Below are 21,640 nucleotides of genomic sequence, written 5' to 3'. Positions count from 1 at the left end.
GTCAGAGCGCCCGGAACAGAAGCATGATGTTGTTGGCCGGCATGGCGATCCTTTGGGTGGGGGCGAGGCCCGCGGCCTTGGCCTCGGCGATGACCAAGTCGCTATCGCGCAGACCCCAGTCGGGATTGCGGCGCTTCAGGTCGGCGTCGAAGGCGGCGTTGGACGGGGCTATGTCCACCCCGGCCTCGCGATAGGGGCCGTACAGCGCCAGCAGGCCCCCCGGGCGGCGCAGGGCGCGGCCCGCCAGCCGCATCAGGCCCTCGGTCGCGGCCCAGGGGCTGATGTGGATCATGTTGATGCAGATGACCACATCGGTCTGCTCCGTCGGCCAGCCCGCCTCGTCCAGCATGTCCAGCGTCTGCGGGGGCTCCAGGTTGGGCAGCTTCGCCTGGGCGGCCCAGGCGGCCATGCTGGCGCGGGCCTCGGGCGACGGATCGCTGGGCGTCCAGGTCAGGCCGGGCAGGGCGCCGGCGAAGGCGACGGAGTGCTGGCCGCTGCCGCCGGCGATCTCCAGCACCCGGCCGCGCGCGGGCAGGTGCGCCTTCAGCACCTCCAGAATCGGCCCGGCGTTGCGGACCGAGGCCGGGGAGGCGAGGGCCCCTTCGGGAGTCGGGTTCAGGGCGTCCATCGTCTGCATGGCGCCGGATACCCCGGCGAGGCCCGGATCGCGACCGGAAATATGCAGGCCGCCGGTCGCCGCCGCCTCGCGAGAGGTTGAAACGTGCATCGGTTGACGGGCCTCCGGCTTCGGTGTCATTGCCGCTGAAACACTGCGTGAACGCACGCAAGGGAAGCCACGGCGGCATCAGATCGCCGGGCCAGGACGGTTCAGGAGACCCGCGTGACCCAATCGATCCCCGGCCTTTACCCGGCCCCGACCAACCATGCCGGCCTCGTGGCCTGGGTGGAGCAGATCGCGGCGTTGACCAAGCCCGCCCGCGTCCACTGGTGCGACGGCTCCGAGGCCGAGAAGGCCGAGATCGTCGCCGACCTGATCGGCAAGGGCACGCTGAAGGCGCTGGACCCGGTCAAGCGCCCGGGCAGCTACTACGCCGCTTCGGACCCCAAGGACGTGGCCCGCGTCGAGAGCCGCACCTTCATCTGCTCGGCCGATGAGATCGACGCCGGCCCGACCAACAACTGGGCCGATCCGGTCGAGATGCGCGCCCGTATGGACGGCCTGTTCGACGGCTGCATGGCCGGCCGGACCATGTATGTCGTGCCGTTCTCGATGGGCCCGCTCGGCTCGCCGATCAGCGCCCTGGGCGTCGAGATCACCGACAGCGGCTATGTCGCCGTCTCGATGGGCATCATGACCCGCATGGGCCAGCCCGCGCTGGACGTGCTGGGCGAGGACGGCGTCTTCGTGCCCGCCGTGCACACCCTGGGCGCCCCGCTGGCGGACGGCCAGGCCGACGTGCCGTGGCCCTGCAACGAGGACAAGTGGATCGTCCACTATCCCGAGACCCGCGAGATCTGGTCCTACGGTTCGGGCTACGGCGGCAACGCCCTGCTGGGCAAGAAATGCTACGCCCTGCGCATCGCCTCGGTCATGGCTCGCGATGAGGGCTGGCTGGCCGAGCACATGCTCATCCTCAAGCTGACCGATCCGAAGGGCCGCGCCAAATATGTCGCCGCCGCCTTCCCCTCGGCCTGCGGCAAGACCAACCTGGCCATGCTCCAGCCGACGCTGGACGGCTGGAAGGCCGAGACCATCGGGGACGACATCGCCTGGATGCGCTTCGGCGACGACGGCCGTCTGTACGCAGTGAACCCGGAAGCCGGCTTCTTCGGCGTCGCCCCGGGCACCAGCCGCAACACCAACCAGAACGCCCTGGCGACCCTGGCCTCGAACACCGTCTTCACCAACACCGGCCTGACCGACGACGGCGACGTGTGGTGGGAGGGCCTGTCCAAGGAAGCGCCCGCCGGGATGACCAACTGGAAGGGCGCGCGCCACGACCCGGCCTCGGGCGAGCCCGCCGCCCACCCGAACGCCCGCTTCGCCGCCCCGGCCCACCAGTGCCCGACCATCGCGCCCGAGTGGGAAGATCCCAAGGGCGTGCCGATCGACGCCATCCTGTTCGGCGGCCGCCGCGCCAGCGCCGTGCCGCTGGTGACGGAAGCCTTCGACTGGGAGCACGGCGTGTTCATGGGCTCGTCGGTCGCCTCGGAAGGCACCGCCGCGGCTGAGAACGCCATCGGCGAGCTGCGCCGCGATCCGTTCGCGATGCTGCCCTTCTGCGGCTACAACATGGGCGACTACTTCGCCCACTGGCTGTCGATGGGCGGCCGGACCGACGCCGCCAAGCTGCCGCGCCTCTACTTCGTCAACTGGTTCCGCAAGAACGAGGACGGCAAGTTCGTCTGGCCGGGCTTCGGCGACAACGCCCGCGTCCTGAAGTGGATCGCCGAGCGGCTGGACGGTGAAGCCACCGCCGTGGACACCCCGGTCGGCCGCGTGCCGTCGGCCGAGGCGCTGGACCTGTCGGGCCTGAGCCTGACCGACGCCGACCTGGCCACCTTGCTGGACGTCGACGCCGAGGTCTGGGCCGAGGAAGCCGCCCTGATCCCCGCCTTCTACGAGAAGTTCGGCGATCGCCTGCCCAAGGCCCTGTGGGACCAGCACGCGGCCCTGACCGCCCGCATCGACGCCCACCGCGCCGCCGCCATCGCGGCGGAGTAGCAAACCCAAACGGCGTCCCGTGCTCAAGCAGCGAGCGACCGCGCGGCGAGCGATAGCGCCTCTTGCAAAAGAACCACGAGGGGTCGATCTCACCCCTCGTGTCTTCCTCCCCTGATGTCATCGTCATCGGCGCCGGCGTGCTCGGCCTGTGCAGCGCCGCCGAACTGGCCGCGCGCGGTCATGCCGTGACCGTGCTCGACCCTGGCGGTCCCAATGCGTCGTCCGCGGCGGCGGGGATGATCGCCCCGGCGATGGAAAGCCTGATCGACGGCCTGTCGCCGGCCCACGCGGCCCTGCTGAAGCGCGGGCGCGACCTGTGGCCTGCCTTCGCCGGGCGAAGCGGCCTGACCCTGGTCCTGGACGGCGCGGCGTGGCGCGGGCCGGATCCGGACGCCGCCGTCGCCCGGCTGCACGCCCTCGGCTTCGCGGCGCACAGGGAAGGCGAGGGCCTGTTCACCCCCGACGACTGGCGGATCGAGGCGCAGACGGCGCTGGCGCAACTGTCTGACGTCCCCGGCGTCACGCGCGTCGCGGCGACTGTCGCGGGTCTGTCCCGCGAGGTAGAGGCGTGGACGGCGGTCGCCGCCGACGGACGCCGCTGGTCGGCGCCGCGGGTGGTTCTGGCCACCGGCGCGGCGCGCGCGCTGGAGGGGCTGCCGGACGCGGTGGCGCGGCGGGTCAACGCCATCGAACCGATCCGGGGACAGCTGACGCCGGTGCGCTGCGCCACGCCCGGACGGGTCCTGCGCGGGCCCGGCGGCTATGCGGCTCCGGCGGCGGACGGCGCCCTGTGCGGCGCCACGATGGAGGCGGGCGAGCGCAGCGTGGCGCCCGACCGCACCGTCGCCGCCCGTCAGGCGGAGATGGGCCTGTCCCTGATCGGCGCGGACGGCGAGGCCGGAGAACCTCGCGTCGGCATCCGGGGCGCATCGCCCGACGGCCTGCCGATGGCGGGCCCGTCCGGCGCGGACGGCCTCTATCTGGCCCTGGCGCCGCGCCGCAACGGCTGGCTGCTGGGGCCGCTGGTCGCCCATGTGGTCGCGGACGCACTTGAGGGCCGGGCGTCTCTTGCGGACGCCTCGGCCCTCTCGCCCCACCGGTTCGCCTGATCAGTCAGCCGGCGGCACGAAGCGCAGGTTGATGGCGACCCGGGATCCTTCCGGCGCTCCGTCCACGGTGCGCGGGCTGACGCGGAAATGGCGCGACAGGTTCTGCGCGGCGCGGCCGAAGCCCTGACCGGCCGGCGTTTCACCGGCGACCGCGCAGTCCGAGACCGAGCCGTTGGCCTCGACCAGGCAGTTCAGCGACACCGAACCGGCGGTTCCCGCCGTGATGGCGCGGGCCGGATAGGCGCGCATCATCTGCTCGGCCGTGGGCTGGCGGACCCAGCTGGGATCGCGGATCACGCGCACGGCGGGCGGCTCGGCGACCGGCTCGCGCGCCGGCGGCGCCTCGGGCGTGGGGTGTTCGACCGTCGGGATGCTGATCGGGCCGGAGGTCGGCCTGGCGTCCGGATTGATCGGGATGTTCAGGATCTCCGTGGGCCTGGTCGGCGCCGGGGTCTCGTGGATCGGGGCATTGGGCGCCGCCGGCTTGCTCTCCACCGGCTTCGGCTTGGGCGGGGGCTCCAGCGTGATGATCGGACCCGTCATCGGCGGGGTCTCTTCTATCGGCGGCAGCTTCATCTCGAAGCGTTGGTAGTAGAGCGCGACGCCGACCCCGATGTGGGCCGTCGCCACCAGGCCGATCGCGATCCAGGCGGAGCGCGACAGTCCGGGGCCTTTCCGTTCGTGGAAGTCGATGGGGCTAACCAGTCCTGGCCCGCCCGCTGTTCTGATCATCATGGCCGTACTCTTCCCTGTCTTTTCGCCGTCCCCACAGCGTCCCTGACGGAAATGGAGCGCTGCCGTTGGGGCGGGTTTGCGGCGAGGGTCTGGCGGGATTGGACACACCAAAGAACGTGACTTTGCGGTCACGTTAAGGTCTGATTAACCAGAGTTCCCCAGCATTAACGATTATGACCATCAGGGCGATTCCATCGTCGGGCGGGGTAGAGGCGGCCATTCGGCGTGCGTCCAGCGCGACGGGTGTGGACGCCGACTTCCTCGTGCGCACCGCCCGGCGCGAAAGCGCGATGAACCCCAATGCGCGGGCGCCGACATCGTCCGCCTCGGGCCTGTTCCAGTTCATCGAACAGACCTGGCTGGGCACGGTGAAGGCCCACGGCGCCAAGCACGGCTACGGCCAGTACGCCGACCTGATCTATCGCGGTTCGGACGGGCGCTGGCGGGTCGAGGGCTCGGCCCGCAACGTGGTGCTGGACCTGCGCTTCGATCCCCAGGCCGCCTCGACCATGGCCGGCGAGCTGACGGCCCAGAACGCCGCCTATCTGCGCGGCCGCACGGGGCGCGAGCCGGGGGCGGGCGACCTGTACGCGGCCCACTTCCTGGGGCCGGCGGGCGCGGCTCAGCTGATGGAGGCCATGGACCGGCGTCCGGGCTCCAGCGCTGCGTCGATCTTCCCCGAGGCGGCTGCAGCCAACCGTTCGATCTTCTACCGCGACGGCCGCCCGGCGACGGTGGCCGAGGTCCACGCCAACCTGCAGCGCTCGGCGGGTGGCGGGGCCCCCGCCTCGGGCGCCGGCGACGGCCTGCCCGCCGCGCCGCCGCTGTCCGAGCGGGATCAGATGCTGGCCGCGCGGCTGGATCGGCTGAAACAGGACCAGAGCCTGCTGGCCCTGCTGCTCGGCCAGGACGGCGACGGCAAGGCGGGCGGCTTCGGCGGCGCCTTCGGACCGGACGAGAAGACCAACGCCTGAGCGCGAATCCGGCCATGGTGAACCGCCCGTTAACGATACCGGGCCGATGCTGCCCGCCTGATCAGACCTCGAGCGTCCCATGACCGCCTACCGCGCCAGCCTGACCGAGATCGACATCCGTCGGCTGATCCAGTCGAACGACGAGGACGAGCGCGCCGCCGCCGCCCACAAGCTGTGCCGGAACATGGACAAGGCCGAGCTGGATGAGCACGACCGCGCCGCCGCCCACAAGATCCTGCGTCTGCTGGCCAATGACGCCGCCGAACTGGTGCGCCGGGCCATGGCGGTGACGCTGAAGGCCTCGGACCTGATCCCGCGCGACGTGGCCCGCCGGCTGGCCGCCGACGTCGACAGCGTGGCCCTGCCGCTGATCAACTTCTCCCCCGTCTTCTCGGACGAGGATCTGATCGAGATCGTGCAGGCCGGCTCGGTCGTGCGCCAGACCGCCGTGGCCGGACGCCCGCGGGTCAGCCGCGACGTCGCCGCCGCCGTGGCCGAAGTGGGCGCCGAACCCGCCGTGCGGGCGCTGGCCGCCAACGACAACGCCGACATCGCCGAAAGCGCCCTGGGCCGCTGCGTCGACCGCTTCGGCGCCTCGCCCGAGATCATCGCGGCCCTGGCCTACCGCCAGGTCCTGCCGCTGTCGGTGACCGAGCGTCTGGTCGAACTGGCCTCCGAGGCCGTGCGCGAGCATCTGGTCACCCGCCACTCGGTCGCGCCCGAGACCGCCATCCGCCTGGCCTCCTTCGCCCGCGAGCGCGCCACGGTCGATCTGGTCGACCAGGCCTCCGGCCACGCGGACCTGTCCCAGTTCGTCGCCACCCTGCATGCGCGGCGCGCCCTGACCGGCTCCCTGCTGCTGCGGGCGCTGGCGCGGGGACAGATGGCCCTATTCGAGCACGGGCTGGCCGAGCTGGCCGGGGCGCCGCACCAGCGGGCCTGGCTGATGATCCACGACGCCGGCCCGCTGGGCCTGAAGGCCATCTACGACCGGGCCGGCCTGCCGCCGCGCCTGTTCCAGGCCTTCCGCGCCGGGGTCGACACCTGGCGGTCCCTTCAGGCCGAGGGCGTGGACACCACCGACGACGCCTTCCGCCAGCAGATGCTGGAACGCTTCCTGACCCAGCGCCCCAACGCCCCGCGCGAGGACCTGGCCTATCTGATGGAACGGCTGGATCAGGACCCGGTCGTCGCCCCGTCGCGCACGGGTGTCGCGGCCTAGGCCGCCCCGGCGAGATCGGCGCCGCCGCCTAGTTCTCGGACCGCCAGCACGGCTCCAGATCGCCCATCGACGCTTCAAGCCAATCCCTGACGGGGCCCGCGCCTCCGTGCGCCAGGGTCAGTTCGACAGGCGCGCCGTCAGCCGCGACCGCTCTGATCGTGAGGCGATAGGCTTGATGGAGATAGCCCAGGTTCGGCGGCGTCGGCCGGGAGCCTACCGCGGCTTCGACCGGCTGGATCTCGATGCGCGGCATTGTGATGCGCTCCAGGCGGCTCACGGCCTCGATCAGCGCAGGGCATGAGGACCCGGCGGCGGATCTCGCAGCGCCGTTCGCTTCAACCCGCACGGCGCGCCACGAAACAGGTGAGCCGCCGCCTGCGCGATCCTTGTAGAAGGTCAGGGTGCTGCGTTCGCCGGCGTCACCACGGGTCATCTCGACGACAGCCGCCGCGGGCGGTCCTCCCCGGTCGCCAGCAAGGGCCTGAGCCTGCGCTACGGCTGGCGCGGATAGTACGCTGATGGCGGCTAGGCCGGCGGCGTAATGGTGGTTCCAGGACATGGTTGTCCGTCCGGGGCTTACAGGGACCTTCATCGTCAGCGATGCGGCAACTTCAGGTCAATGGCTCACTACCGTCGGTAGGTTGCTTGAAGCTCACACAGCAAAACGCCCGCCGGTGAGGGCGGGCGTTCGCGAAACTCTCGATCGTATTCGATCAGGCGAAGTGCTGGGCCACCTTGGCTTCCAGCGTCTCGGCCAGCACCTTGCCGGTCGGATGGTCGTCGGTCTGGATCTGGTCGCGGACGACGGCCCGGATGGCGTCGATGTGGGCGTCGATCAGCACCAGCGGCGCGGCCATGCGCTTGGCCGGATCATCCAGCATCTTGCACAGCGAACCGGCCAGGCGGGTGACCAGCGGATACTGGTAGGTCGAGCCCAGGCCCTTCAGGTCGTGGGCGCGGAAATACAGGCCCTCGGCCGTCTGGGCGTTATAGCCCTGGGCGCGGATGTCGGCCTGGGCCTGGTCCAGCTTGGTGATCTCGTCCTGCAGCCACTGGCCGAATTGGGCCGACATGGCCTTGAGGGCTTCCTCGGCCTTGGCGATCGCATTGGCGTCGATGCCGCCGAAGGCGCCACCGACCTTCATGCGAAGGGTGTTGGGCGGACGAATGACCTGGGCAGAGTTGCTCACCGGGCGCTCCCGAAATTGACTGGCGCTTTTGGTCGCACAAACGACCTTAAGAAGCCGTGCACGCGGGGGAATTTGCCCTCAGGACGCGAACTGTTCCGCCAGCACCCGCTCCTCGAACGAGCGGCCCTCGTCGAACAGCATGGTCAGGGCGATGTCGCGGCGTTCGCGCACATCGACGCGGGTGACCCGCCGGACCTCGAAATTGTCGGCGGTGGCGCTGACCGGGCGCTTGTCGGCTTCCAGAATCTCGAAACAGACCGTGGCCTGGTGGGGCAGCAGGGCGCCGCGCCAGCGGCGGGGGCGGAAGGCGCTGATCGGGGTCAGGGCCAGGACCCGCGAATCCAGCGGGATGATCGGGCCGTGGGCCGACAGGTTGTAGGCGGTCGAGCCCGCCGCCGTGGCCACCAGGCAGCCGTCGCAGGCCAGTTCCTCCAGCCGCACGCGGCCGTCGACGCTGATGCGCAACTTGGCGCTCTGCCGCGTCTGGCGCAGCAGGGAGACCTCGTTGATGGCCAGGCCGCTGTGGACCTGTCCGGACTCCGTCCAGGCGTCCATCTGCAGCGGGTGGATGACCGCGCGGCCGGCGCCGGACAGCCTTTCCAGCAGGCCGTCCTCCTCATAGTCGTTCATCAGGAAGCCGACCGAGCCGCGGTTCATGCCGAACACCGGGGTGCGGCGCTCCATCACCGTGTGCAGGGTCTCCAGCATGAAGCCGTCGCCGCCCAGGGCCACGATCACGTCGGCCTGCTCCTCGGGCGCCGAGCCGTAGCGCTCGGCCAGCCGCGCGCGGGCCTCCAGGGCCTCCGGTCGATCGGAGGCGGCGAAGGCGATGCGAAGAGGGCGGTCGGAGGAGGAGGTCACCGTCGCACGCAAGCCGAGCGGGCCTGTGAAGTCAAACGGCGATGCGCTGTTCGGTCGGATCCGGATCGACCAGGGCGCGGAAGGCGCGGGCCGCGGAGGTCGCCGACAGGGCGCCGCGCTGCCACACCGGATCGCCCAGGTCGCCGGGCAGGCCGTGGTTCAGCTTGCGCAGTTCGGTCAGCAGGGTCGGGAAGACCGCGCGGTCGATGCCGACGACGGAACAGGCGTAATACAGGGCCTCGGGCTTGGACGCGCGCAGGGCCTGACGGATCTGGTTGACGGTGAAGCCGCTCAGCGCGGCCAGGCCGTGGACCAGCAGGCTGAGGCGCTTCTCGCGCACGGCGCGGATCAGCATGGCGGGCTTCAGCTGGCCGGCGGCCTGCAGCTTGGCGACCAGCCGGCGCTCCATCTCCTCGCGCTCGGGCGTGTCCTCGGGGATGTCGTCGGGCCGGTCCTTGCGCATGACGCCCTCGACGGCGTCGTACACGGCGTTTCCGAACTTGCGCTCGTCGACCTGGAAGCGGGCGCCGATCGACTCGCGCAGGGCGGCGCCGACCCAGTGGTACATCTGTTCGGCCAGGGCCTCGGTCAGGCGCGGGTGGCGCGACAGCGGTCCGCGCAGGGCGGCGATGCGGCGCGAATGCTCGACCAGCCGGCGGAAGCCCTCGCCGCTGATCTGGGCGGTGCGGTTGGTGGCCAGGGCGGTCAGGACGGCGGGGACGCCGCGCTCGATGACGGCGTCAGCGACGCGGCCGCTGATCTCTGGACGGCGGGCCACGGCGATCTGGTGGTCCAGCGAGGCCTCGACCAGGATCCTCAGCAGATCCTCGTCCTGCAGCACGGGGCTGGCGGCCAGGATGGGGGCGGCGATCTCGATCTCGTCCAGCGCCAGCACATTGACCAGGGCCGGCGGGGCCCAGTCGGCGTGGGCCAGGCGGCTGGCCAGGGCCTTGCGGATGTCGCGTTCGGCCTGGCGGGCCAGGAACAGGAAGATCTCGCCCAGGATGGGGGACAGCTGGCCGTCCGGCGGGCTGGCGTCGCACAGGGCCATGACGCCCAGAAGCAATCTCTGGCGGGCGTCGGGACTGTTGTTTCGGGCCAGCGCCAGCAGGTCTTCGGCGCGCGGCGCGCGCTCGGGGGGCCGGGACGGATTGAGCTGGACGAGAACGGTCACACACGCCTCCGGCGCACCGTTAGGGTTACGGCAGGATTTACCGTACCGCTTGCAACCTAAGAGGCGGTTAACGGAACCTGAATCTTGACGCGGCCCCGCCCCGGGGCGAGCGTGCGCGCCATAAGAACGAGGCGAGGACGACGGCCATGGCTGACGGTGCAATGACTTCCCTGAAGTCTCGGGTGTCCGAGGCGGAGTGGAACACCCGCGTCGAACTGGCGGCCCTGTACCGCCTGGTGGCGCTGCACGGGTGGGACGACATGATCTTCACCCACATCTCTGCCCGCGTGCCGGGGCCCGAGCATCATTTCCTGATCAATCCGTACGGCTGGTATTTCGAGGAGATGACGGCCTCGTCCCTTGTGAAGGTCGATCTGGACGGCAACATCGTCCAGGAGACCGAGAACTTCATCAATCCGGCGGGCTTCACCATCCACTCGGCCATCCACGGGGCCCGGGATGACGCACATTTCGTCATCCACCTGCACACCGTGGCCGGCGTCGGCGTGGCGGCGCAGCAGGAGGGCCTGCTGCCGATCGGCCAGAACGCCTGCCTGCTGCAGCATCAGGTCGCCTATCACGGCTACGAAGGCCTGGCGCTGAACCACGAGGAGCGCGAGCGGCTGGTGGCGGACCTCGGCGACAAGCCGCTGATGCTGCTGCGCAACCACGGCACCCTGGCGGTTGGTCCGACGGCGGCGGCGGCCTGGATCGGCATGTTCTTCCTCGAGCGCGCCTGCGCCCAGCAGATCGCGGCCCTGTCCGGCGGGCGGGAACACGTCCTGTTCGCCCCCGACGCGGCCCAGGCCGAGACGCGGGAGCAGGGCAAGGGGATCGGTTTCATTTCGGCCCTCGCCTGGCCGGGCGCGTTGCGTATGCTCCACAGGAAGTCGCCCGGCTACGACGTGTGAGGCGGGCCGGGGGGCTGCTGCTGACGCTGGCGGCCCTTGGGGCCGCCGCCCCGGCCGCGGCCGGTCCCTGGACCTTGCCGAAGGGCGACGGGCAGGTGATCGTCAAGTTCGAAGACATGCGGGCCGGCGAAGGGTTCGACCCGGACGGCCGCCTCGCCGACCTGCCCGCCGATCGCCGCGACACCGTGGTCTCGGTCTTCGCCGAATACGGCCTGACGGATCGCCTGACCGTCCGTTTCAAGGGCGACTGGCAGTCGGGGAAGGACGCCTTCGTCGACTACGAGGGCCGCGGGCCGCTGGAGATCGGCGTCAATTGGCAGGTCTGGCGCGACGACCGCACGGCGGTGGCCCTGTACGGCGGCGTGGCCGACGGCGGGGAAGGGCGCAACGCCGGCTATGCCCCGCCCGGCGTCGGCGGCCAGGACTGGGAAGTCCGCGCCTCGGCCGGCCGCTCGTTCGGGCGGGCCCGGTGGATGTCCCGCGCGGCGACCGGCGGCTTCGTCACGCTGGAGGCGGCGCGGCGGATTCGGGGCGGACTGCCGGACGAGACCCGCATCGACGCCACGCTCGGCCTGCATTTCGGCGACAAGTGGATGCTGCTGAACCAGGCGTACGGCGGGCAGGCCGACGACGGCGGGCCGCGCTGGCTGTCGGTCGAGACCTCCCTGGTCCGGCGCTTCGGATCCTGGAGCGTCCAGGCCGGATGGCGCGAGGCCGTGGCCGGGCGGGAGACGCCGCGTTCGGGCGGTCCGGTCATCGGGCTATGGCGTCGCTTCTGACCGCGACGGAATTCGGAACAGCACCCGTTACATGAACTTAAGTTGCGTCGACGGCGAGAGCCGCTAAGTCGGCACGTCCCCAAAGTCCCGGAGCGCCCGCCGCGTGGTCAAGCGTCACTTCTTCCTCGTCGCCGCGGCGATCCTCCTGGCCCTGATGGTCGGCGCCCTCGTGCTGCGCATGGCGTTCGCCGACGATGAGAAGGCCGGCGGACCGGGCGGGGGCCGGGGCGGACCCGGCGGCGGACGCGGCCAGGCCGTGTCGGAAGCCGTCGCCGCGCCGCGCGAGTTCAGCGACCGCATCCGCGTCCTGGGCGTCGCCCGTGGCCGGCGCTCGGTCAACATCACCTCCTCAACCAGCGAACTGATCACCCGCGTGATGTTCTCGGACGGCCAGCGCGTCGCCGCCGGCACGCCCCTGGTCCAGCTGCAGGCCCGCGAGGAAGACGCCAACATCGCCGACAACCGCGCCCAGGTCGCCCGCGCCCAGACCATGTACGAGCGCTACAAGACCCTGAACGACCGCGGTTTCGCCTCGGCAGCCATGGTCGAACAGTACGAGACCGAGCTGGAATCGGCCCGCGCCTCGCTGGCCGCGTCCGAGGCCCGCGCCGGGGACCGCACCATCCGTGCGCCGTTCGCGGGCGTGCTGGGCCTCAGCACCGTCACCCCGGGCACCCTGGTCAATCCGGGCGCCGTCATCACCACCCTGGACGACATCGACGTGGTCCGCGTCGACTTCCCCATCCCCGAGCGCTACCTGGCCGTCCTGCGGGCGGGGACGCCGATCACCGCCACTATCGACGCCTATGGCGACGAGGTCTTCACCGGCCGCATCGCCCTGATCGACACGCGGGTGAACGAGTCGACCCGCTCGGTCACCGCCCGCGCCGAAATCCCCAATCCCGGCGCCCGCATCCGGCCCGGCATGGCCGTCCGCGTCGCCGTCCAGCAGGGCCTGCGCCAGGGCATCGCCGTGCCCGAGGCCGCGGTCCAGTACGAAGGCGACGGCGCCTTCGTCTATCGCATCGCCAACGGCGAGCGCGGCTCCACGGCCCAGCGGGTCGTGGTCGAGACCGGCGCGGTCGAGGGCGGCTTCGTCGAGATCCTGTCCGGCCTGACTAACGGCGACCGCGTGGTCGGCTCGGGCCTGAACCGCATCCAGCCCAACGCCCCTGTGCGCGTCGGCGGAGCGGGCGGGCGAGGCGGTCAAGGCGGGGGGCAGGGCGGCCGCGCCGCTCCGGCCCAGGGCGCCGCCCGATGATGCTCTCCGACGTTTCCGTCCGCCGCCCCGTCATGGCGGCGGTGGCGGCGATCGTGCTGTGCGTGATCGGCGCCGCGGCCTTCTTCTTCCTGCCGGTGCGCGAACTGCCGGACGTCGATCCGCCGATCGTGTCGGTGAACACCAGCTACGCCGGGGCCTCCGCCGAGGTCATCGAAAGCCGGATCACCGAGCCCATCGAGCAGCAGATCGCCGGCATCCAGGGCGTCGAGCGCATCACCTCGTCCAGCCGCGACGGCCGGTCGAGCGTGAACATCGAATTCTCGCTGGACCGCAACATCGACGACGCCGCCAACGACGTGCGCGACCGTGTCTCGCGCGTGGTCGGCCGGCTGCCGGACCAGGCCGATCCGCCCGAGGTGGCCAAGGCCGACTCGGACAGCCAGCCGATCATCATCCTGTTCCTGCGCTCGACCAGCCTGAACCGGCTGGAGCTGACGGACTACGCCGACCGCTATCTGATCGACCGCCTGGCCACCGTGCCGGGCGCCGCCCAGGTGCAGATCTACGGCGAGCAGCGCTACGCCATGCGCATCTGGCTGGACGCCGCCGCCCTGGCCGCGCGCGGACTGACCGTCACCGACGTCGAGACCGCCCTGACGGCCCAGAACGTCGAACTGCCCGCCGGTTCGCTGGAGTCGGGCCAGAAGGACTACACCGTCCGCGTCGCGCGCACCTACGCCCGCGCCGAGGACTTCCGCCAATTGCCCATCGGCACGCGCGGCTCGGCTTCCAACGCCGCCGCCTCGAACAACACCAGCGGCCTGGCCACCAACAGCAACGCCCTGCCCAGCGGCGCCACCGGCGCCATCCAGGGCCAGGCGGCCTATGTCACCCGTCTGGGCGACATCGCCCGCGTCGTGGAGGCCCCCGCCGAGGACCGCCGCCTGTTCCGCGGCAACGGCGTCGACCAGATCGGCCTGGCCGTCACCCGTCAGGCCCAGTCCAACGACCTGGCCATCTCCGACGGCGTGCACAAGATGATCGAGCAGATCCGCCCCAGCCTGCCGCCGGGCACGGAGCTGGTCGTCGGGTCCGACAACTCGGTCTTCACCAGCCACGCCATCGACGAGGTGTGGATCACCATCGGCATCTCGATGGCGCTGGTCGCCCTGGTCAACTTCATCTTCCTGGGCACCCTGCGCGCCGCCCTGATCCCGTCGATCGTGGCGCCCATCTGCCTGTTGGCCACCTTCATCGTCCTGGCCCCGCTGGGCTTCTCGCTGAACCTGCTGACCCTGCTGGCCCTGGTGCTGGCCATCGGTCTGGTGGTCGACGACGCCATCGTGGTGACCGAGAACATCCAGCGCCGCATCGACCACGGCGAACCGCCCCTGGTCGCCGCCGAGCGCGGCGCGCGCCAGGTGTTCTTCGCCGTCGTGGCCACGACCGTGGTGCTGCTGGCGGTGTTCGCGCCGCTGCTGTTCCTGCCCGGCTACGTCGGCCGCCTGTTCGTCGAGCTGGCGGCGGCCATCGCCGCGGCCGTGGCCTTCTCGGCCTTCCTGGCGCTCAGCCTGTCGCCCATGCTGGCGTCCAAGATCCTGCGTCCGGCGCACAGCGGCGGCTTCGTCGCCAAGCGCGTCGACTGGGCCATGGACAAGCTGCGCGAGTCCTACGGCAATTCCCTGCGCGCCCTGCTGGGCACCCGGATCGCGGTCGTGGGCGTGATCGGCCTGATCGTGATGGTCGGGGCCGGCGCGACGGTCATGTTCCTGACCCTGCCGGACGAACTGGTGCCGCCGGAGGACCGGGGCCGGGTGCAGATCCGCGTCCAGGGGCCAGAGGGCGCCGGCTTCGACTACACCCGCCGGATCGTCCTGGGCCTGGAGCCCATCCTGGCCGAGTACAAGGCCAGCGGCGAGGCGGACAGCTATCTGGTTTCGGCGCCCGGCTTCGGCGGCGGCAGCTACAACTCCGGCAACGGCAGCCTGATCCTGGCCGACTGGTCGCTTCGCCACCGCTCGGCCGACGAGATCGCCCAGGAACTGAACGGCAAGCTGCGCGGCCAGACGGACGCCCAGGTCAACGCCTCGGTCCCCGGCGCCTTCCAGCGCGGCGGCGGCAACTCCAACTCGGTCGAGATGATCGTCACGGGGGCGGAGTACGGCGACATCTACAACTGGCTGCAGCCCATGCTGGCGGCCTCGCTGGAGAACCCCGGCTTCTCGCGGCCGCGCCTGAACTATGAGCCGAACGCCCCGCGCCTGCTGGTCGACGTGGACCCCGAGAAGGCCGCGGCCCTGGGCGTCTCGGCCCAGTCCATCGGCCGCACGCTGGAGACCATGTTCGGCTCCCGCCGCGCCACCACCTATCTGAAGGGCGGGCAGGAGTACGACGTCATCCTGCAGACCCAGCGCGACAACCGGCGCAACGTCAGCGATCTGGAGGCCCTGTACGTCAACACGGGCTCCGGCCAGCTGGTGCCGCTGTCGGCGGTGGTCACGACCCAGACCTCGGGCGACACGCCCGACCGTCGCCGTCTGGACCGTCAGCGCGCCATCACCCTCAGCGCGGACCTGAACCCCGGCTACACCATCGCCGACGCCACCGCCTTCCTGACCCAGACCGCCGCCCAGCAGCCGCAGGGCGTGGTCACGACCCAATGGGGCGGGGCGGCGCGCGACCAGCAGGAGGCCGGCGGCGCCGTCGCCGCGGCCTTCGGCCTGGCCCTGCTGCTGGTCTTCCTGGTGCTGGCGGCCCAGTTCGAAAGCTGGATCACCCCGGCGGTGATCATGCTGACGGTGCCCCTGGCGGCCGCCGGCGGGCTGTTCGGCCTGGTCATGGCGGGCTCCAGCCTGAACATCTACAGCCAGATCGGCCTGATCATCCTGATCGGTGTGGCGGCCAAGAACGGCATCCTGATCGTCGAGTTCGCCAACCAGCTGCGCGACCAGGGCCGGTCGATCCGCGACGCCATCATCGAGTCGTCGACCCTGCGCCTGCGTCCGATCATCATGACCTCGATCGCCACCGCCTTCGGCGCCCTGCCGCTGGTGCTGTGGCACGGGGCGGGGGCGGGCAGCCGCCAGACCATCGGCGTGGTGATCTTCGCCGGGGCCATGTTCGCGACCCTGCTGACCCTGTTCGTGGTGCCCGTGATCTACGGCGTGCTGGCGCGCTTCACCAAGTCGCCGGAATACACCGCCCGCAAGATCGAGGAGTGGGAAGCCCAGGAGACCACCGCCAACGACAAGGGCCTGGCGGCGGCGGAGTAGGGACCAGCCAGTCTGCCATCGTCATTCCAGCGAAGGCCGGGACGACGATAGCTTTTTATTGAGCCGCCGGCGGAGCCCCCGCCGGAACGTATCCGGTCTCGACCTTCAGCCAGGCGATGACGTCGCGGCGGTCGGTCGCGTCCGGCAGGCCGGGGAAGGTCATCTTGTTGCCGGGCAGGAAGGTACGCGGGTTCTCCAGCCAGTGATCCAGCTTTTCGGCGTCCCAGACGAAGCCGGCGGTCTTCACCGCGTTCGAATAGTTGTACTTGGCCGCGGTCCCCGCCTGACGCCCGAAGACGCCGTACAGGTTCGGTCCGGTCATGTTCGGTCCGCCCTCGGTCACCGTGTGGCACGAGCGGCAGCGGGCGAAGACGCGGCGGCCGTTGTCCAGGTCGCCCTGATTGTACGGGGCGGGCAGGGCGGCCAGCAGGACGGCCTTCTGCGCCGGGGTCAGCTCCGGCTTCGGCGGCGCGGCGGGCGCGGCCGATCCGGTCCCGCCGTCGCTACAGGCGGACAGGCCCAGCAGGGCGGCCAGGGAGAGCGCGGGGACGAGGGCGAGGCGGGTCATGAGGAGGCTCCGGAATCCGGGAGCAGTGATAGCTCAAACACCGGCCCGGACAACCGCCCTGCGACGCTTGGCCGGGGTGGACGCTGAGGTGTCGCTCCTGATAATCACTGTCAGGAAAGGCGCGCCTTTTTCGCGCCGGCGTTTCCACGAGTTCCATGTCTGACACCCTCAAACTGAGCGAGGCCCGCAAGGGCGCCCGCGGCGTCATCGTTCAGGTCGGCGAGCACTGCCACCACAAGGGCGACGCCGTCGAACTGGAGCGCCGCCTGATCGAACTGGGCTTCGTCGAGGGCGCGCGCGTGGAGCTGCTGCACGAGGGCCTGTTCGGCCGTGATCCCATCGCCATGAAGGTCGACGACATGCGCGTCGCCCTGCGCCGTCACGAGGCCGCCAGCCTTACGATCCGCCTGGACGGGACCGCCGCCTGATGGACATGCAGGTTCGCACGCCCCGCGTCGCCCTGGTCGGCAACCCGAACAGCGGCAAGACCGCCCTGTTCAACGCCCTGACGGGCGCTCACCAGAAGGTCGCCAACTATGCCGGGGTCACCGTCGAGCGGAAGGAAGGCCACATCCGCACCGGCGAGGGCCGCGCCCTGACCGTCCTCGACCTGCCGGGCACCTACTCCCTGCGCGCCCGCAGCCCGGACGAGGAGGTCACGCGCGACGCCGTCCTGGGCAAGCTGGCCGGAGAGGTTCCGCCGGACGTGATCGTGGCCGTCGCCGACGCCACCAACCTGCGCCTGGTCCTGCGCCTGGTGCTGGAGCTGAAGGCCGTCGGGCGTCCGATGGTGCTGGCGCTCAACATGTACGACATCGCCCAGCGTCAGGGGCTGCGCATCGATCTGGAGAGGCTTCAGGCTGAACTGGGCGTGCCGGTGATCCCGACCACGGCCACGCGCCGCCGGGGCGTCGCCGAACTGATCGCCGCCGTCGACGCCGCCGCCGGGACCCTGTCGGCCACCGCCGAGAGCGAGTGGATCTCCCCGGACGCCGACGCCCTGCGCGGCAAGGCCCGCGAGGCCGAGCGCATCATGAAGGCCTGCGTCAAGCCGCCCGAGCGTCCGGACACCCTGACCGGCAAGATCGACGGCGTACTGCTGCACCCGGTCGCGGGCCTGCTGATCCTGGTCGCCCTGCTGTTCGTCATGTTCCAGGCGGTTTTCACCTGGGCGACGCCGCTGATGGACGGCATCGAGGGCGTCCTGGGCGGCTTCGGCGCCTGGATCGCCACCGTCATGCCGGACGGCATCTGGCAGAGCCTGATCGTCGACGGCCTGATCGCGGGCGTCGGCGGGGTGCTGGTCTTCCTGCCGCAGATCCTGATCCTGTTCCTGTTCATCCTCCTGCTGGAGGACTTCGGCTACATGGCCCGGGCCGCCTTCCTGATGGACCGGGTCATGGGCGGGGCGGGGCTGCACGGCCGGGCCTTCATTCCGCTGCTCTCCAGCTTCGCCTGCGCCATTCCCGGCGTGATGGCGGCGCGGGTGATCGATTCCAAGCGCGACCGGCTGACTACCATCATGGTCGCGCCGCTGATGACCTGTTCGGCGCGCATTCCCGTCTATGTCCTGATCATCGGCGCCTTCATTCCGAACGAGAAGGTGTGGGGCGTGCTCAGTCTGCAGGGGCTGGTGATGTTCGGCCTCTACGCCGCCGGCATCGTCAGCGCCCTGATCGTCTCCTTCGTCATCCGCAAGATCTTCTGGAGGGGCGCGGTCGAGCCCTTTATGATGGAGCTGCCCGCCTACAAGCTGCCCGATCCCAAGAGCGTGGCCTTCAACCTGTGGCTCCGCGCCCGCATCTTCCTGGAGCGGGCCGGGCGGATCATCCTGCCGCTGATGGTCATCGTCTGGGCGCTTGCGACCTTCCCCTATCCGCCCGAGGGCGCGACCCAGCCGGCCATCGACTATTCGTTCGCCGGCATGATCGGGCGGGCGCTGGAGCCCATCTTCGCCCCCATCGGCTTCAACTGGCAGATGGTCATCGCCCTGATCCCGGGCATGGCGGCGCGCGAGGTCGCGGTGGCGGCCCTGGGCACCGTCTACGCCGTCGCCGATCCCGAGAGCGCCACCAGCCTGCTGGGCGCGACCCTGGCGTCGCACTGGTCGCTGGCCACAGGCCTGGCCTTCCTGGCCTGGTACATCTTCGCCCCGCAGTGCGTGGCGACGCTGGGCGTGGTCAAGCGCGAGCTGAACTCGTGGAAATGGATGTGGGTGATGGTCGTCTACATGTTCGGCCTGGCCTATCTGGCCGCCTTCGTGACCTACCATCTGTCCGTGGCGCTGGGCGGAGGCTGAGCCCCGGCGCGTCCGTCGCCGAACTCCGGTTGACAAGGCGGCCGCGCGCGGTCGATCTCCCTTTCAACCGGGGGTCGGATCATGCAGTCGTCAAACAACCCGTCGCCGTGCCGCCACGACTACCTGTGGTCCGACGTCCATCAAGCCGAGCTCTGCCGCCATTGCGGCCAGGGAAAGGCCGCCGCCGTCGCGCCCGCCATGGCCCTGCCCGCGGAGGACGGCTTCCTCGAGATTCCGGTCTTCAACGACCCGTTGCCGCCGCGCCGGGCCGCCGCCGGCGACAAGGTGCTCAAGGCCCAGGCCCTGCTTCGCCGCGACGCTCTGCTGACCCTGCTGGAGCGGCTGGCCGAGGACCGCCCGCCGTCGCGCGAGAACGCCATTGACGCGGTGCTGGCGGTGATCGAGGACGCGCACTCGGCCGATCCGGTGCTGTTCGGCGAGGCCGCCGCCCGCCACTTCGCCCGCCTGCATGAGGCGCGGACCGGGCTGGTCTTCTGAAGGGGCAGGGGATGGTGCCGGCTGCAGGAATCGAACCCGCGACATCCAGTTTACAAAACTGGCGCTCTACCAACTGAGCTAAGCCGGCCAACCGTTTGACGGCGGCCCTTATGCTGGCGCATGGGGCGGGACGCAAGCGGAGGCGACACGTGCCGATATCCTTTCCTCACATCGCGCCGGTGCTCATGCTGGTCGCCTCCAACGTCTTCATGACGCTGGCCTGGTACGGCCACCTGAAATTCGGGTCCAAGCCGCTGTGGATCGTGGTGATCGTCAGCTGGGGCATCGCCTTCTTCGAATACTGCCTCGCCGTGCCGGCCAACCGCATCGGCCATCAGGTCTATTCGGCCGCCGAGCTGAAGACGATGCAGGAGGTCATCACCCTGATCGTCTTCGCCGTCTTCTCGGTGACCTTCCTGGGCGAGAAACTGACGATGAACCACGCCGTCGGCTTCGCCCTGATCATCGCCGGGGCGTGGTTCATCTTCCGCGGGCCGCTCTAGGCCACCCTCAGGTCAGGCCTTCTTGCCGATCTTCAGCCCGCCGATGATCGCCCCGCCCAGCAGGTAGATGACCAGCAGGTGGCTCCAGTCGATGTGGATCAGGCGGATGTCCGAGGTCTGGTAGATGAAGTTGTAGGCCGAGGTCATCAGGGCGAAGCAGACGCAGGCGACCAGTCCGATCTTCAGCCCGCCCTTCCAGCCCGCCGACCCCTCGCGGGCGATGAACCAGCCCAGGCCGATCATGGTGATGAAGGTCTGGACCAGGCCGGCCAGCATCCACATCGGATCGCCGCCCTCGCCGGTGACGCCGGTCAGGGTCTTCCACTGCGCCTCGAAGATCACGCCGTACCAGAGGAAGCCGACGAAGAAGGCGACGACGGTCGCCACCAGGATGCCCGGCCAGTTTAGCTTGCCCATTGGATGCCCCTCCCAAGGCCGCGGATGAGTCCGCTGAGGAAGAAAGGCTACGCTCGCGCCGCCCGGCGTCAATGAACGGCGTTCACTCAAGTTCGGCGGCGATGCGGTCCGCCAGCGCGCGCAGCGCCTCGGTGTCGGCCATGGGGGCGTGGCCGTGGCCCTTCATCGGGCGGTCGGCCCAGCGCGGCACGATGTGGAAATGCAGGTGGAAGACGGTCTGGCCCCCGGCCTCGCCGTTGAACTGCAGGATCTGGAAGCCCTCGGGCTTCAGCGCCTTCTCGACCGCGCGGGCGGTACGCCGGGTGGCCTCCATGACCTTGGCGAGGGCTTCGGGCTCGATCTCCAGCAGGTTGCGGGCGGTCGAGGTCTTGGACACCACCAGCACATGGCCTTCCGACTGCGGGAAGACGTCCATGAACACCAGGACGTCGGCGTCCTCCCACACCTTCACCGACGGAATCTGGCCCTTCAGGATCCTGGCGAAGATGTTGTCGGGGTCGTAAGGCGCGTGAAGGGTCATGTGGGGCTCCGGCTCTCGGCGCGCACGCTAGCAATCTGTGCGCGGGCAGGGGAGCCCCATCGGCGTTCACGTGTTATGGTCAAGGTTCCTATCGGAGATCGGCCATGCTGCGTTTTATCGTCCAGTTCCTCGTCACCTGCCTGGCCCTGTGGCTGGCCGCGCGGATCGTTCCGGGGGTGTCGTTCAGCGACAGCGGCTCGCTGATCCTGGCCGCCATCCTGCTGGGGATCGCCAACGCCATCGTGCGGCCGATCCTGACGGTGCTGACCTTCCCGCTGACCATCGTCACCTTCGGCCTGTTCCTGCTGGTGGTGAACGCGGCGGTGATCGGCCTGGTCGCCTATCTGCTGGGCGGTTTCGCGGTCGACGGCCTGATGGCCGGCATCGGCGCGGCCATCGTCACCGGCATCGTCAGCTGGATCGCCGGCTGGTTCATCGGCGGTCCGGACGCGCGCCGCGCCGACTGACGGTCGACATCCCCGGCCCTATCGGCGGCGTCGAAATCTCCGCAGGAGGTAGCCGCCGCCCACGAGCCAGACCACCATGAGGCCGAGCGTCTGCCAGTCGCTCGGCCTCAGGACGAAGGCGCCGTTGCTTGCGATGATCGTCGATCTGAAGGTGAAGACCAGCAGCGCCGCGACGCTCGCCAATCCGAGGACGACGATGGCGATCTGACCCTTGGTGTACTTCATCTCGGTGC

General features: G+C 70.3%; 23 protein-coding genes and 1 tRNA gene. 13 read left to right on the top strand and 11 right to left on the bottom strand.

Annotated elements, in window-relative coordinates:
• Position 1: 1 nt before the first annotated feature.
• Complete coding sequence (locus AC07NB_RS14045) at positions 2-727, bottom strand: DUF938 domain-containing protein (protein ID WP_494571989.1); 726 nt, start codon at positions 725-727, stop codon at positions 2-4.
• 114 nt (positions 728-841) lie between these two features.
• Here AC07NB_RS14045 and AC07NB_RS14040 point away from each other — a divergent pair, with 114 nt between their 5' ends.
• On the top strand, positions 842-2,686 hold the full coding sequence (locus AC07NB_RS14040; protein ID WP_291835411.1) for a phosphoenolpyruvate carboxykinase (GTP): 1,845 nt from the start codon (positions 842-844) through the stop codon (positions 2,684-2,686).
• A gap of 98 nt (positions 2,687-2,784) precedes the next feature.
• The gene (locus AC07NB_RS14035; RefSeq protein ID WP_494571988.1) at positions 2,785-3,795 is read left to right on the top strand and encodes an NAD(P)/FAD-dependent oxidoreductase; all 1,011 of its coding nucleotides are present in this window, start codon (positions 2,785-2,787) and stop codon (positions 3,793-3,795) included.
• Here the strand turns inward: AC07NB_RS14035 and AC07NB_RS14030 are convergent, their stop codons facing one another.
• The gene (locus tag AC07NB_RS14030) at positions 3,796-4,530 is read right to left on the bottom strand and encodes a TonB family protein (RefSeq protein WP_494571987.1); all 735 of its coding nucleotides are present in this window, start codon (positions 4,528-4,530) and stop codon (positions 3,796-3,798) included. It lies immediately after the preceding gene.
• Positions 4,531-4,703: 173 nt separating this feature from the next.
• Here AC07NB_RS14030 and AC07NB_RS14025 point away from each other — a divergent pair, with 173 nt between their 5' ends.
• Both AC07NB_RS14025 and spbR read left to right on the top strand, forming a co-directional pair.
• Positions 4,704-5,504 carry a transglycosylase SLT domain-containing protein gene (locus AC07NB_RS14025; protein WP_492312786.1) on the top strand — a complete coding sequence of 267 codons (801 nt, stop codon included), beginning with the start codon at positions 4,704-4,706 and terminating at the stop codon, positions 5,502-5,504.
• 79 nt (positions 5,505-5,583) lie between these two features.
• Complete coding sequence (gene spbR, locus AC07NB_RS14020) at positions 5,584-6,726, top strand: SpbR family protein (protein WP_494571986.1); 1,143 nt, start codon at positions 5,584-5,586, stop codon at positions 6,724-6,726.
• 28 nt (positions 6,727-6,754) lie between these two features.
• Here spbR and AC07NB_RS14015 read toward each other — a convergent pair whose 3' ends face one another.
• From AC07NB_RS14015 to AC07NB_RS14000, 4 genes are all read right to left on the bottom strand, one after another.
• Entirely contained in the window at positions 6,755-7,285 is a 531-nt protein-coding gene (locus AC07NB_RS14015; protein WP_494571985.1) for a hypothetical protein, read from the bottom strand.
• Between the two features lie 154 nt (positions 7,286-7,439).
• Complete coding sequence (locus AC07NB_RS14010) at positions 7,440-7,916, bottom strand: Hpt domain-containing protein (protein ID WP_492312789.1); 477 nt, start codon at positions 7,914-7,916, stop codon at positions 7,440-7,442.
• Between the two features lie 78 nt (positions 7,917-7,994).
• Positions 7,995-8,777 carry an NAD kinase gene (locus AC07NB_RS14005; protein ID WP_291839095.1) on the bottom strand — a complete coding sequence of 261 codons (783 nt, stop codon included), beginning with the start codon at positions 8,775-8,777 and terminating at the stop codon, positions 7,995-7,997.
• A 31-nt stretch (positions 8,778-8,808) separates the two neighbouring features.
• Positions 8,809-9,951 (bottom strand): DUF2336 domain-containing protein, encoded by a 1,143-nt coding sequence (locus AC07NB_RS14000; protein ID WP_494571984.1) that lies wholly within the window; start codon positions 9,949-9,951, stop codon positions 8,809-8,811.
• Between the two features lie 146 nt (positions 9,952-10,097).
• Here AC07NB_RS14000 and AC07NB_RS13995 point away from each other — a divergent pair, with 146 nt between their 5' ends.
• The 4 genes from AC07NB_RS13995 (at position 10,098) to AC07NB_RS13980 (ending at position 16,135) form a co-directional block, all read left to right on the top strand.
• Positions 10,098-10,862 (top strand): class II aldolase/adducin family protein, encoded by a 765-nt coding sequence (locus AC07NB_RS13995; protein WP_494571983.1) that lies wholly within the window; start codon positions 10,098-10,100, stop codon positions 10,860-10,862.
• Positions 10,859-11,641, top strand: coding sequence for a hypothetical protein (locus AC07NB_RS13990; protein ID WP_494571982.1), 783 nt, complete (start codon positions 10,859-10,861; stop codon positions 11,639-11,641). Before AC07NB_RS13995 ends, AC07NB_RS13990 begins: the two co-directional genes overlap by 4 nt.
• 103 nt (positions 11,642-11,744) lie before the next feature.
• The gene (locus AC07NB_RS13985) at positions 11,745-12,902 is read left to right on the top strand and encodes an efflux RND transporter periplasmic adaptor subunit (RefSeq protein WP_494571981.1); all 1,158 of its coding nucleotides are present in this window, start codon (positions 11,745-11,747) and stop codon (positions 12,900-12,902) included.
• On the top strand, positions 12,902-16,135 hold the full coding sequence (locus tag AC07NB_RS13980; protein ID WP_494572026.1) for an efflux RND transporter permease subunit: 3,234 nt from the start codon (positions 12,902-12,904) through the stop codon (positions 16,133-16,135). Before AC07NB_RS13985 ends, AC07NB_RS13980 begins: the two co-directional genes overlap by 1 nt.
• Positions 16,136-16,190: 55 nt before the next feature.
• On the opposite strand, the gene AC07NB_RS13975 is transcribed toward AC07NB_RS13980, so the two are convergent.
• Complete coding sequence (locus AC07NB_RS13975) at positions 16,191-16,703, bottom strand: c-type cytochrome (protein WP_494571980.1); 513 nt, start codon at positions 16,701-16,703, stop codon at positions 16,191-16,193.
• A 155-nt stretch (positions 16,704-16,858) separates the two neighbouring features.
• On the opposite strand from AC07NB_RS13975, the gene AC07NB_RS13970 reads away from it, so the two are divergent.
• The 3 genes from AC07NB_RS13970 to AC07NB_RS13960 all read left to right on the top strand — a co-directional run bounded on the left by AC07NB_RS13970 (position 16,859) and on the right by AC07NB_RS13960 (position 19,500).
• On the top strand, positions 16,859-17,131 hold the full coding sequence (locus AC07NB_RS13970; protein ID WP_291840050.1) for a FeoA family protein: 273 nt from the start codon (positions 16,859-16,861) through the stop codon (positions 17,129-17,131).
• The gene (gene feoB, locus AC07NB_RS13965) at positions 17,131-19,002 is read left to right on the top strand and encodes a ferrous iron transporter B (protein WP_291840054.1); all 1,872 of its coding nucleotides are present in this window, start codon (positions 17,131-17,133) and stop codon (positions 19,000-19,002) included. The genes AC07NB_RS13970 and feoB overlap by 1 nt, the downstream gene beginning before the upstream one ends.
• Positions 19,003-19,083: 81 nt before the next feature.
• Positions 19,084-19,500 (top strand): hypothetical protein, encoded by a 417-nt coding sequence (locus AC07NB_RS13960; protein ID WP_494571979.1) that lies wholly within the window; start codon positions 19,084-19,086, stop codon positions 19,498-19,500.
• A 12-nt stretch (positions 19,501-19,512) separates the two neighbouring features.
• Here the strand turns inward: AC07NB_RS13960 and AC07NB_RS13955 are convergent.
• Positions 19,513-19,588, bottom strand: a tRNA-Thr gene (locus AC07NB_RS13955).
• Between the two features lie 61 nt (positions 19,589-19,649).
• Between AC07NB_RS13955 and AC07NB_RS13950 the strand changes: the two genes are divergently transcribed.
• The gene (locus AC07NB_RS13950; protein ID WP_291840059.1) at positions 19,650-20,003 is read left to right on the top strand and encodes a DMT family protein; all 354 of its coding nucleotides are present in this window, start codon (positions 19,650-19,652) and stop codon (positions 20,001-20,003) included.
• A gap of 12 nt (positions 20,004-20,015) precedes the next feature.
• On the opposite strand, the gene AC07NB_RS13945 is transcribed toward AC07NB_RS13950, so the two are convergent.
• Positions 20,016-20,420 (bottom strand): DUF1761 domain-containing protein, encoded by a 405-nt coding sequence (locus AC07NB_RS13945; RefSeq protein ID WP_291840060.1) that lies wholly within the window; start codon positions 20,418-20,420, stop codon positions 20,016-20,018.
• Between the two features lie 82 nt (positions 20,421-20,502).
• Positions 20,503-20,940 carry an HIT family protein gene (locus AC07NB_RS13940; protein WP_291840063.1) on the bottom strand — a complete coding sequence of 146 codons (438 nt, stop codon included), beginning with the start codon at positions 20,938-20,940 and terminating at the stop codon, positions 20,503-20,505.
• A gap of 104 nt (positions 20,941-21,044) precedes the next feature.
• Between AC07NB_RS13940 and AC07NB_RS13935 the strand changes: the two genes are divergently transcribed.
• Positions 21,045-21,407 carry a phage holin family protein gene (locus AC07NB_RS13935; RefSeq protein WP_492312798.1) on the top strand — a complete coding sequence of 121 codons (363 nt, stop codon included), beginning with the start codon at positions 21,045-21,047 and terminating at the stop codon, positions 21,405-21,407.
• A gap of 18 nt (positions 21,408-21,425) precedes the next feature.
• Here AC07NB_RS13935 and AC07NB_RS13930 read toward each other — a convergent pair whose 3' ends face one another.
• Entirely contained in the window at positions 21,426-21,632 is a 207-nt protein-coding gene (locus tag AC07NB_RS13930; RefSeq protein ID WP_494571978.1) for a hypothetical protein, read from the bottom strand.
• Positions 21,633-21,640: the final 8 nt, after the last annotated feature.

The organism is Brevundimonas sp. GW821-FHT09G01, assembly GCF_059416065.1.
This window is presented reverse-complemented; position numbering and strand designations above follow the sequence as displayed.